This window comes from Lysinibacillus sp. GW247-5R2A (assembly GCF_059424475.1).
In genome coordinates this window covers 194,367-204,740 of record NZ_JBWKZL010000010.1, presented here as the reverse complement: position 1 = coordinate 204,740, position 10,374 = coordinate 194,367, and the positions used below count along the sequence as shown (strand labels likewise).

14 protein-coding genes and 2 pseudogenes are annotated in these 10,374 nt (G+C 39.9%); 2 read left to right on the top strand and 14 right to left on the bottom strand.

All coding sequences use genetic code 11. The annotated features are described in order from the left end of the window. Positions 1-110: 110 nt before the first annotated feature. Positions 111-983, bottom strand: a pseudogene (locus AC07YC_RS16480) (DUF4822 domain-containing protein); the annotation flags it as partial. Between the two features lie 452 nt (positions 984-1,435). On the opposite strand from AC07YC_RS16480, the gene AC07YC_RS16475 reads away from it, so the two are divergent. Both AC07YC_RS16475 and AC07YC_RS16470 read left to right on the top strand, forming a co-directional pair. Beyond that, positions 1,436-2,077, top strand: a complete 642-nt coding sequence (locus tag AC07YC_RS16475) for an ankyrin repeat domain-containing protein (RefSeq protein ID WP_494919888.1) — start codon at positions 1,436-1,438, stop codon at positions 2,075-2,077. Next, positions 2,061-2,540, top strand: a complete 480-nt coding sequence (locus tag AC07YC_RS16470) for a nucleoside deaminase (protein ID WP_494919887.1) — start codon at positions 2,061-2,063, stop codon at positions 2,538-2,540. The genes AC07YC_RS16475 and AC07YC_RS16470 overlap by 17 nt, the downstream gene beginning before the upstream one ends. A 117-nt stretch (positions 2,541-2,657) precedes the next feature. Here the strand turns inward: AC07YC_RS16470 and rpsI are convergent, their stop codons facing one another. From rpsI to AC07YC_RS16405, 13 genes and pseudogenes are all read right to left on the bottom strand, one after another. Further along, positions 2,658-3,050, bottom strand: a complete 393-nt coding sequence (gene rpsI / locus AC07YC_RS16465) for a 30S ribosomal protein S9 (RefSeq protein WP_004233744.1) — start codon at positions 3,048-3,050, stop codon at positions 2,658-2,660. Positions 3,051-3,075: 25 nt separating this feature from the next. Beyond that, on the bottom strand, positions 3,076-3,513 hold the full coding sequence (gene rplM / locus AC07YC_RS16460) for a 50S ribosomal protein L13 (RefSeq protein ID WP_004233742.1): 438 nt from the start codon (positions 3,511-3,513) through the stop codon (positions 3,076-3,078). A gap of 179 nt (positions 3,514-3,692) precedes the next feature. Beyond that, the gene (truA, locus tag AC07YC_RS16455) at positions 3,693-4,433 is read right to left on the bottom strand and encodes a tRNA pseudouridine(38-40) synthase TruA (RefSeq protein ID WP_494919886.1); all 741 of its coding nucleotides are present in this window, start codon (positions 4,431-4,433) and stop codon (positions 3,693-3,695) included. A gap of 12 nt (positions 4,434-4,445) precedes the next feature. After that, the gene (locus AC07YC_RS16450; RefSeq protein WP_036121584.1) at positions 4,446-5,243 is read right to left on the bottom strand and encodes an energy-coupling factor transporter transmembrane component T family protein; all 798 of its coding nucleotides are present in this window, start codon (positions 5,241-5,243) and stop codon (positions 4,446-4,448) included. Further along, positions 5,240-6,112: an energy-coupling factor ABC transporter ATP-binding protein gene (locus tag AC07YC_RS16445; protein ID WP_494919885.1), complete on the bottom strand. Its 873-nt coding sequence runs from the start codon at positions 6,110-6,112 to the stop codon at positions 5,240-5,242. Before AC07YC_RS16445 ends, AC07YC_RS16450 begins: the two co-directional genes overlap by 4 nt. Further along, entirely contained in the window at positions 6,088-6,933 is an 846-nt protein-coding gene (locus tag AC07YC_RS16440; RefSeq protein ID WP_336636355.1) for an energy-coupling factor ABC transporter ATP-binding protein, read from the bottom strand. The genes AC07YC_RS16445 and AC07YC_RS16440 overlap by 25 nt, the downstream gene beginning before the upstream one ends. Before the next feature lie 425 nt (positions 6,934-7,358). Continuing rightward, positions 7,359-7,739 carry a 50S ribosomal protein L17 gene (gene rplQ / locus AC07YC_RS16435; protein ID WP_008181938.1) on the bottom strand — a complete coding sequence of 127 codons (381 nt, stop codon included), beginning with the start codon at positions 7,737-7,739 and terminating at the stop codon, positions 7,359-7,361. Positions 7,740-7,796: 57 nt separating this feature from the next. Continuing rightward, positions 7,797-8,741 (bottom strand): DNA-directed RNA polymerase subunit alpha, encoded by a 945-nt coding sequence (locus AC07YC_RS16430; RefSeq protein WP_004233733.1) that lies wholly within the window; start codon positions 8,739-8,741, stop codon positions 7,797-7,799. Between the two features lie 139 nt (positions 8,742-8,880). Next, entirely contained in the window at positions 8,881-9,270 is a 390-nt protein-coding gene (gene rpsK / locus AC07YC_RS16425) for a 30S ribosomal protein S11 (protein WP_004233731.1), read from the bottom strand. Between the two features lie 25 nt (positions 9,271-9,295). Then, a complete protein-coding gene (gene rpsM / locus AC07YC_RS16420) occupies positions 9,296-9,661 on the bottom strand; it encodes a 30S ribosomal protein S13 (RefSeq protein WP_336636354.1) in 366 nt (121 codons plus the stop codon). A 24-nt stretch (positions 9,662-9,685) separates the two neighbouring features. Continuing rightward, entirely contained in the window at positions 9,686-9,799 is a 114-nt protein-coding gene (gene rpmJ, locus AC07YC_RS16415; RefSeq protein WP_000868344.1) for a 50S ribosomal protein L36, read from the bottom strand. Between the two features lie 37 nt (positions 9,800-9,836). Next, positions 9,837-10,055 (bottom strand): translation initiation factor IF-1, encoded by a 219-nt coding sequence (gene infA / locus AC07YC_RS16410; protein WP_004233690.1) that lies wholly within the window; start codon positions 10,053-10,055, stop codon positions 9,837-9,839. 86 nt (positions 10,056-10,141) lie between these two features. Beyond that, a pseudogene (locus tag AC07YC_RS16405) lies at positions 10,142-10,219 on the bottom strand (type I methionyl aminopeptidase); the annotation flags it as partial. Positions 10,220-10,374: the final 155 nt, after the last annotated feature.

The following is a 10,374-nucleotide window of genomic DNA, read 5'->3' as shown; positions in this document are numbered from 1 at the left end:
AAGCGTGTGAAATTTTACTGACGGTAAAATTTCACACGCTTTTTAATTTAGAGGTGGGTTTTGTCCCAGCCTCTTTTAATTTATTTTATATAGAGGGAGGATAAACAATTTTATTGCAGTGTAAATTCTGGTTTAAATTCCCCTTCATATGGCTCATGCTCAACAAACACAGTTATCTCATTTCCATCTTTATCTTTACCTGTTCGTTTATACGTAAACTTCTTCTCATTTATTTCAGTTATTTCAAGAGCCACACCATATTTATTATCACCAAGTGAAACGTGAGCTCTGATTTTATTGTCATGAATGACGTCAAAGTAGCCATAGTCGCCGCGACTCTCGCCTGTTTCAGGGTTAAAGAATTCATATTTATTCGTTTCTGCATCGTATTTTGCAATACTGATGAAGTTTGAATTAAATTCGGTTACATCCTTACCATCTTCATCTAAAGCAACTGTGCCCTGCCACAATGTATTCGCTAAAATTTCATCACCATCTACATCAGTTACGATATCGCCTGTAGTCGCATTAAAAGTTTTGTCTGAATCTGTAAATGTAAGCTCTTTTTCCTGATAAGGGATATGCTCTACAAAGACTTCAACATCGTTACCTGCAGCATCTTTACCCATTCGTTTATAAGTGAAAATATCTTTGTTTAATTCTGTGATCTCTACAAGCGCTTGATAATTTTTGGATTCAGAAATTAAGATTCTCTGTTTTCCGTCATTTGTAATGAAAAATGTTCCCTTATCATCACGACTTTCACCAGTAGTAGCATCAAAGAATTCGTAATGACCTGTCTTCACATCATATTTAGCCAAGCCAATAAAGTTTGAGTTTTCCTCAGTTAAATCATTGTTATCTTTATCGTATACTTTTGTACCTTGCCAGTTTGTAGCACTAAGAATAGTAGCCATTTCTTGACCCTTTGTTAGTTCCTCCTGTGCTTGTTCTTTCGTTGTATTATCTGTAGCTGTGCTTTCCGTTTTTGTTTCCTCACTATTTGTAGTGTTGCCTTTCGCAGGCTCCTTATCTTGACATGCTGCAAGTAGTGCCAATGCTGCAACAGATACAATCAATAATTTTTTCATACCTACTTACCTCCATTTTTGCTTTATATTTTTTAGCTACACCAGCCTATCTCTTGAAAGGCTTGCTGTAGCTTTCATAATTTATATTAAAATGAATTGTTAAACTCCCTCTAAATAATTTCTTAAAAAAGCATAAACTTATCCGAAAATATTTTTAATAATTTTAAATCTGTGCAGAATTAACAATTATTATGCTACGAAGACGATTCAAACGTTTTAAAATATACTAAAGAGCGTGTTCTACTATATGTAAAAGCTAAGCGTATTATATTTTTTTCATATTATTCGGGCTAGATGTTACGTGTTACCATATTTTTATAATATGGTAAGAGAAGGTGATAGAGATGAGCGATCATTTGATTATTGCCGCTGCAAATAGAGAAACTGATAAAGTCCTAACACTTCTACAAGAAGGGGCCGATATCAATGCCACCGATCAATTAGGCAGAACGGCGATAGTAGCAGCCACTTATTATAATCAGGTGGAAACAGTAAGGGCTCTTATTCAGCAAGATGCGGACGTAAATATTCAAGATAATCATCTAGAAAATGTACTCGTCCATGCAGGGGCATCAGGTTTTCTAGAAATCATGAAACTAGCCATCGCTGCTGGTGCCAATACGAAATTGACGAATCGCTTCGGAGGAGTGGCCATTATCCCCGCTGCAGAACGGGGCCATGTAGAAGTAGTTCGTGTCCTCTTAAACCATTCAGATATTGATGTCAATCATATTAACAATTTGCATTGGACAGCTTTAATGGAAGCCGTCATTTTAGGGAATGGCGGTGAGAGACATCAAGAAATCGTTCAACTTTTAGTGGATTATGGGGCAAATTTGAATATTACTGATAGAGATGGAGTCACACCGTTACAGCATGCAAAACTATTAGGTTTTCATAAAATAGAGATAATTTTAAAAGAGGCTGAGTCAGAAAGGTCTGGGAAGAGTTCATATAAGGAGGCATTTGATGATCCACCCTACTGATTTAACGTATTTAAAAAGATGTATCGAGCTAGCCAAAGATGCATTAGAAGCAGGTGATGAGCCCTTTGGTTCAATCCTTGTAGCTGCGAATGGGGAGGTGTTAGCCCAAGATCGCAATCATGTGTCTGGTGGCGACCATACGCAACATCCTGAGTTTGCATTAGCACGTTGGGCAGCTGAACATATGTCCGCTAAAGATAGAAGTATCGCAACGGTTTATACTTCTGGTGAGCATTGCCCTATGTGTGCAGCGGCCCATGGTTGGGTTGGTTTAGGGAGAATTGTTTATGCTAGCTCGTCCAAACAACTTGCACAATGGCTGAAAGATATGGGCATCACTACTACCTCACGTGTTCGTCATTTATCTATTCAAGAAGTGATTCAAGATACACCTATTGATGGTCCAGTTCCTGAATTAGCTGAACAGGTACATCAGCTCCATCGACAATTTCATCAGAAATAATACTGAGCAATCTTTGGACAACCACTCCAAAGATTGCTTTTTATAAGGGCTACTCTTTTCATACAAAAAGACCCTTTCCACAAAAGTAGAAAGAGTCTTTGATAGAAAAATTTGAAATTAACGTTTTGAGAACTGAGGTGCACGACGAGCGCCGCGTAGACCTGGTTTTTTACGTTCTTTCATGCGTGAATCACGAGTAAGTAATCCAGCTGATTTTAATGCAGCACGGAAATCTGGGTCTACTTGAAGTAGAGCACGAGCGATACCGTGACGAACAGCACCAGCTTGACCAGTGTATCCACCACCGTTAACGTTTACGTGGATATCATAGCTTCCTGTAGTTTCAGTAGCTACTAATGGTTGTTTAATTACTTCACGTAATGCAGCGAATGGTACGTATTCTTCGATTTCACGTTTGTTGATAACAATTTTACCTGTACCTGGTACTAAACGTACGCGAGCTACAGAGCTTTTACGGCGACCAGTGCCGATGTATTGAACTTGTGCCAAAGTAATATCCTCCTCTTAATTTATATTATCCGCGAAGCTCGTATGCTTCTGGTTTTTGTGCAGCATGTGGATGCTCTGTTCCAGTGTAAACATTAAGTTTAGTGAACATTTTACGACCTAAAGAGTTTTTAGGAAGCATTCCTTTAACTGCTAATTCGATCATTCTTGTTGGGTACTTGTCTAGCATTTCGCCAGCAGTACGAGTTTTTAAACCACCTGCGAATTGAGTGTGGTGACGGTAAAGTTTACCTTCTAATTTGTTACCAGTTAAATGGATTTTGTCAGCGTTGATGATGATTACGTGATCACCTGTGTCAACGTTTGGTGTGAATGTTGGTTTATGTTTACCACGTAAGATTGCAGCTACTTCAGAAGCTAAACGTCCAAGAGTTTGGCCTTCTGCATCAACTACTAACCATTTACGGTCTACTTCGTGACCTTTAGCCATGAATGTTGTACGCATGTATATATCCTCCTAATCGATTCGATTACCGTTATTTTTCATTAAACTACACTATAAGTTTTCGGGGCTTATTTGTGGTGGTAATGAAAATACCATCTGTTATCATATAATGAATGACTTTTAAAGTCAAGCAATTTCATTAAACACCTGGTAAAGTTGTTTCGGTGCTGAAAGTGACACTAATAGAACACTTTTTCTAAGTACAAACCCTGTGGTGGTGCGGTTTTTCCAGCTTTATCCCGATCTTCTGAAGCAACTACCAGTGCTATATTTTCAATCGTCCGGCGATCAATACCCACTTCCCATAATGTACCTGCAATAATTCGCACCATATTATATAAGAAGCCACTGCCTTCAATAACCATATGAAGCTCTTCCCCATGCCACTCAAATTGTAGTGAGGTGACTGTCCTTACTTTATCCTGAACACTTGTATTGGCTGCGCAGAAGCATGAAAAGTCATGTGTCCCAACGATAGCTTGAGCAGCCTTCTGCATGGCAACTACATCCGGTTTGACCCCGTTTGTCTCAACGGTATAATGTCTCCTAAATGGATTTTGAATAGGCTCACAGGACCAAATATAACGGTATCGCTTCCCGGTTACACTATAGCGTGCATGAAAATCATGTTCTACCTCTTCTACAGACATTACGCGAATATCTCTAGGGAGTTGCACATTCAAAGCTTTACGATACTTGTCAGCTGGAATGGCTAGTGGTGTATCAAAATGCAATGTTTGCCCTGTTGCATGAACTCTAGCATCTGTGCGTCCACTTGCCGTTACCTTCACCTGTTCCTCTTTATGCATAATGGCTAATACACGTTCTACTTCTGCCTGTACGGTGCGTTCCCCAGGCTGTACTTGATAGCCTGAGAAAAGTGTACCGTCATAGCTAATAATTATTTTTAATCGTCGCATAAAGTTACTCCTTTAGCTTCTATAGAAGAATAGCAATACACCTATTGCTACTAATAATACAAGCGCAAATGTATCACCCATATCCCATTTTAGCCTACGATATCTAGTACGCCCTTCCCCTCCGCGATAGCCTCTTACTTCCATCGCTGTGGCTAAATCTTCGGCCCGTTTAAATGCACTCACAAAAAGAGGTACTAGTAATGGCACTACAGCTTTAATACGGTCTTTTATTGGGCCTGAGGATAGATCAGAGCCTCTTGCCATTTGTGCTTTCATAATCTTATCTGTTTCATCCATTAAAGTTGGAATGAAGCGTAAAGAAATCGACATCATTAAAGCTAATTCATGGACAGGTACTTTCAATGCCTTCAGAGGATTTAAAAGGACTTCAATACCGTCTGTAATGGAAATCGGTGACGTTGTTAAAGTTAAGATAGATGTTATAAATACTAATACTAGAAAACGTACTGAAATATAAATCCCACGTCTAATCCCCTCATCGTATATGGTAATATACTTCGAGTCAAAAACAGGAACGCCTTCCTTCGTCATAAAAATATGAAGCAAAAAGGTAAAGGCCATCAAAAAGAGAACTGGTTTAAGACCATTTATCAAAAAATACAGGCGAATTCGTGATATTAATACAACAAGAAGCGTGAATGCCAAGAGCATAGCATACGTCACTGTATTATTGGCCAAAAATACTATAATAATAAAAGCAAAAACAAAGATTAGCTTAGAGCGTGGATCCAGTTTATGAACGGGAGAATCTCCAGGTAAGAAGCGTCCAAAAATCATTTTTTCCATCATAATTCCGCACGCTCCTCTCCTAGCACTTGAGCAATTTCAACTGCAAGTTCTTCTTCGGTCAAGCAAACTTTTGATAAGGGTTTCTTCATCATTTGCTCTATCCTTTGCTGAAAGCGGACAATGCGTGGTGGTTCTAAGCGGAAGCTCTTTAATGTATCAACATCCTTAAATATATCTCGCGGTGTTCCACTTAAAACATTTTTACCTTCATGCATAATCACAATATTATCAGCATATCGAGCAGCATCCTCCATGCTATGCGTCACTAGAATTGTTGTCAGCAGACGTTCCTGATGAAGCTGATAAAACATATCCATAATTTCTTTCTGACCACGTGGATCTAAGCCTGCGGTAGGTTCATCCAACACAATGACTTCAGGCTCCATCGCTAAAACACCTGCTATCGCTACTCGACGCATTTGACCTCCCGATAAATCAAACGGAGATTTTTCTAGAACGTCTTCTGGTAACCCCACTAAGCTGACAAGTTCTCGTGCCCGATCTTCGGCTTCTTTTTCTGGCACGCCAAAGTTCATGGGACCAAACATAATATCCTTTAACACGGTTTCTTCAAATAACTGATGCTCAGGGAATTGAAAGACGATACCGACCTTTTGTCGTACAGCTTTTAAATCCTTTGCCTTTTTTCCGGCTACCACTACACGATCCCCGATATGTACTTCTCCTGAAGTAGGTTTTAGAAGCGCATTAAAATGCTGGAGAATAGTTGATTTACCCGAACCCGTATGACCAATAATTGCTTGATACGTGTGTGATGGGATATCGAATTCTACATCGAATAATGCCCGTTTTTCAAAAGGCGTCCCTTGTGCATAAGCATAGCTTACTTGTTGAAGTTTGATGTCCATAAATCATTCACCAACTCTTCTTCTGTCATATGTTGTCCCATTAATGGAACACCTTCCTTTTGCAATAGCTTTGATAACTTTAGGGCAAATGGCAAGTCTAGTCCAAACTCCACTAGCTTGTCCCCAAGAGCAAATATTTCGGCAGGGGTACCTTCTGCAAACTTCTTCCCATCATTCATAAAAAGCACACGATCTGCTAGCATCGCCTCTTCTAAATCATGCGTGATGGATAGGACAGTAAGTCCTGTTTCAGCACGCAAAGTTTGAACAGTTTGTAATACCTCTCCACGTCCTTGCGGATCTAGCATAGAAGTAGCTTCATCTAATATAAGAAGCTTCGGCTTTAACGCAAGTGCTCCTGCAATTGCGACACGTTGCTTTTGCCCTCCCGATAAATGGTGTGGCTCATGATCTAAAAAGTGGCTCATTTTTACTTGTTCCAGTGCCGCATGAACACGTTCTACCATTTCTTCAAAAGGCACGCCGTTGTTTTCCAATGCAAACGCAACATCATCCTGTACGGTTGCACCGACGAATTGATTGTCTGGGTTTTGAAAAACCATCCCCATGAGAGAACGGGACTCCCAAAGGTTTTCTTCATTTAATGGCTCTCGTAAAATGCGGACATCTCCTTTTTGAGGAAATAGCAAACCATTCATTAACTTGGCTATGGTCGACTTTCCAGAACCATTATGTCCTACTATAGCAATCCATTCTCCCTCTTCAACGGTGAAGCTAACATTTTCGACAGCATTACGACTAGTCGATTCTTCTGGTGTATATGAAAAAGTCACATTATTTAAAGATAAAATTTCAGGCATTTCTAGAACTCCTCTCTACATGCTCAGCTCTACTAACTAACTTACACTTTTTTATGTATGAATTCTACTACAATCCTTATGTCGATAAAAGTAAAAGACTAAAATAATGAAACGACCTCATCATGCTTTGATTGGGGGAAAACATAAAACCCATATATTAAAAAAAGCACCACAAATTGGCGCTATCCTTAGTAATAAAAAAGCGCGCACCTCATTCAATAGAAATGCGCTAGTCGTTACATTTTCAAGAAATAAGGGTGCTCAAGCCCTTATCTCTCCTGAATGAGGTGCGGAGAGCTAAACGAGACGCCACACCTTAGTGTCCGCTCATCATAACGCTCAGCTTAATTATTTGTCGTATAAATCGTTTATAAAGAAAGAGGGTGGTGATTCCCACCCTCTTCACCACAAGTTTTCTCTTATGATTAAACTAGTTCAATCACAACTACAGGTGCACCGTCACCACGACGAGGACCTACTTTAAGAATACGAGTGTAACCACCTTGACGCTCCGCATAACGTGGTGCAACATCATCAAATAACTTTTGAAGTGCAAATGATGTTGATTCGTTACCTTCTGCATCAGTCGTTGTTACTAGTTCACGACGGATGAATGCAGCAGCTTGACGGCGTGCATGTAAATCTCCGCGCTTACCTAAAGTAATCATTTTTTCAACAGCTTTACGTACTTCTTTAGCGCGAGCCTCAGTAGTTTCGATACGCTCGTTGATGATTAAATCAGTAGCTAAGTCACGTAACATCGCTTTACGTTGAGAACTTGTACGACCAAGTTTTCTGTAACCCATGGATGTTTCCCTCCTTTATAGAAAAAAATCTGACCTTGTTAGTTTTGTTTAAATCGCTTAGTCTTCTTTGCGTAATCCTAAACCAAGCTCTTCTAACTTCGCTTTTACTTCTTCTAGTGACTTACGTCCAAGGTTACGAACTTTCATCATGTCGTCTTCTGACTTATTCGCAAGTTCTAGTACTGTGTTAATACCAGCGCGTTTTAAGCAGTTATAAGAACGAACAGAAAGATCAAGTTCTTCGATAGTCATCTCTAAAACTTTTTCTTTTTGATCTTCTTCTTTTTCGACCATGATTTCAGCAGTTTGTGCCTCATCTGTCATGCCAACGAAGATGTTAAGATGCTCGGTTAAAATTTTTGCTCCGAGCGAAATCGCCTCTTTCGGACCGATGCTGCCATCTGTCCACACATCAAGAGAAAGTTTATCGTAGTCAGAAGACTGACCTACACGAGTATTTTCCACTTGGAAATTGACGCGTGATACTGGAGTGTAAATAGAGTCGATCGGGATCACGCCGATAGGAAGATCCTCACGTTTGTTTTGATCAGCAGGAGTGTAACCACGGCCGCGTTGTGCGTACATACGCATACGTAAATGACCGTTTTTAGCGATTGTTGCAATATATAGATCAGGGTTTAAAATTTCTACATCACTGTCATGTGTAATGTCAGCAGCCGTAACTGTACCATCGCCTTTTACATCAATCTCAATAACTTTTTCTTCGTCAGAGTAGATTTTAAGAGCTAGTTTTTTCACGTTCAAAATGATTGAAGCTACATCTTCTACTACGCCTTCTACAGTTGAGAATTCGTGAAGAACGCCATCAATTTGAATGGACGTGACAGCAGCTCCTGGTAATGAAGACAGAAGGATACGACGTAAAGAATTACCCAAAGTGTTTCCATATCCGCGTTCAAGCGGTTCTACAACAAACTTTCCATACTTGGAATCTTCGCTGATCTCCACCGTTTCAATCTTTGGTTTTTCAATTTCGATCATTTTATTTACCCTCCTTCAAAACATCGAATGTATAGGTTCTTTCCATCATAGATTCGATCGTCAATGACGTATCGTTTATTATCTGCACAAGACAGTCTGTACAAAAAATGATGTTCTCATACAATATGAGACGCACCCATTACACGCGACGACGTTTTGGCGGACGGCAACCATTATGAGGAACTGGAGTAACGTCTTTAATAGCAGTTACTTCTAAACCAGCAGCTTGAAGTGCACGAATTGCAGCTTCACGACCAGCACCAGGACCTTTAACAGTTACTTCCAACGTTTTCAGACCATGTTCAAGGGATGTTTTAGCAGCAGTTTCTGCAGCCATTTGAGCAGCGAATGGTGTAGATTTACGTGAACCACGGAAACCAAGAGCACCAGCACTTGACCAAGATACAGCGTTACCTTGCATATCTGTAATCGTTACGATTGTATTGTTAAATGTAGAACGAATGTGTGCGATACCAGATTCGATATTCTTTTTCACACGACGTTTACGAGTTTGTTGTTTACGAGCCATGTTAAGAAGGAACCTCCTTTACCAATTATTTTTTCTTGTTCGCTACAGTTTTACGAGGACCTTTACGCGTACGCGCATTGTTCTTCGTATTTTGGCCACGAACAGGTAAGCCACGACGGTGACGGATACCACGGAATGAACCGATTTCCATCAGACGTTTAATATTTAATGAAGTTTCGCGACGTAAGTCACCTTCAAGTTTGTAAGAATCTAATTGTTCACGGATTTTGTTTAACTCATCTTCAGTTAAGTCGCGTACGCGTGTATCTTCTGAAATACCTGCGCCAGCTAGTACTTTCTGAGCTGTAGTTTTACCAATACCGAAAATGTACGTTAATGAAATTACCACGCGTTTGTCGCGAGGAATATCAACACCAGAAATACGTGCCATGTACGTTGTGCACCTCCTTTAGAATTAACCTTGTTTTTGTTTATGTTTAGGATTTTCACAGATTACCATTACTTTACCGCGTCGGCGAATGACTTTACATTTTTCGCAGATCGGTTTCACAGATGGTCTCACTTTCATCTAACCTAACCTCCTTAGTAGTCCGGAGCGCAAAAGATTATTTAAAACGGTATGTGATACGACCGCGAGTTAAATCATAAGGAGATAACTCGATAGTAACCTTATCTCCAGGTAGAATACGGATAAAGTGCATACGAATCTTACCAGATACGTGTGCTAGAATCACATGTCCATTTTCTAATTCTACCTTAAACATCGCGTTTGGCAAAGTCTCAACAACTGTCCCTTCGACTTCAATTACATCATCTTTCGCCATCTACTCTGTCTCCTCTCTATATGCAAATTAAAGTTCTCATCGTTACATCAAACGGATATCTGCTGCAACTATAGAAGCAACCTCGTTTCAACATATGTTTGGATTGTATGAGAGATGTTTGAAAGACGCTCGTCTGGTTTCGCTTCACACAATCCACGGAATATCCAGAACCTATGAGGGCACTGTAACTCCCATGTTTACACGAATACCGGAATGTCTTTGATGAGATATTCATACCCGTTACACAGATGCTTCCACGAAACCCATTATACTCCTCCAAAAGCTATGTTGCACTTTTTAGAAGAAATATATACCGGGC

Coding starts and splice junctions, on each gene's coding strand:
- AC07YC_RS16475 (WP_494919888.1), top strand. CDS start 1,436: ATGAGCGATCATTTGATTATTGCCGCTGCAAATAGAGAAACTGATAAA.
- AC07YC_RS16470 (WP_494919887.1), top strand. CDS start 2,061: ATGATCCACCCTACTGATTTAACGTATTTAAAAAGATGTATCGAGCTA.
- rplM (WP_004233742.1), bottom strand. CDS start 3,513: ATGCGTACAACATTCATGGCTAAAGGTCACGAAGTAGACCGTAAATGG.
- truA (WP_494919886.1), bottom strand. CDS start 4,433: ATGCGACGATTAAAAATAATTATTAGCTATGACGGTACACTTTTCTCA.
- AC07YC_RS16450 (WP_036121584.1), bottom strand. CDS start 5,243: ATGATGGAAAAAATGATTTTTGGACGCTTCTTACCTGGAGATTCTCCC.
- AC07YC_RS16445 (WP_494919885.1), bottom strand. CDS start 6,112: ATGGACATCAAACTTCAACAAGTAAGCTATGCTTATGCACAAGGGACG.
- AC07YC_RS16440 (WP_336636355.1), bottom strand. CDS start 6,933: ATGCCTGAAATTTTATCTTTAAATAATGTGACTTTTTCATATACACCA.
- rplQ (WP_008181938.1), bottom strand. CDS start 7,739: ATGGGTTACAGAAAACTTGGTCGTACAAGTTCTCAACGTAAAGCGATG.
- AC07YC_RS16430 (WP_004233733.1), bottom strand. CDS start 8,741: ATGATCGAAATTGAAAAACCAAAGATTGAAACGGTGGAGATCAGCGAA.
- rpsK (WP_004233731.1), bottom strand. CDS start 9,270: ATGGCTCGTAAACAACAAACTCGTAAACGTCGTGTGAAAAAGAATATC.
- rpsM (WP_336636354.1), bottom strand. CDS start 9,661: ATGGCACGTATTTCTGGTGTTGATATTCCTCGCGACAAACGCGTGGTA.
- rpmJ (WP_000868344.1), bottom strand. CDS start 9,799: ATGAAAGTGAGACCATCTGTGAAACCGATCTGCGAAAAATGTAAAGTC.
- infA (WP_004233690.1), bottom strand. CDS start 10,055: ATGGCGAAAGATGATGTAATTGAAGTCGAAGGGACAGTTGTTGAGACT.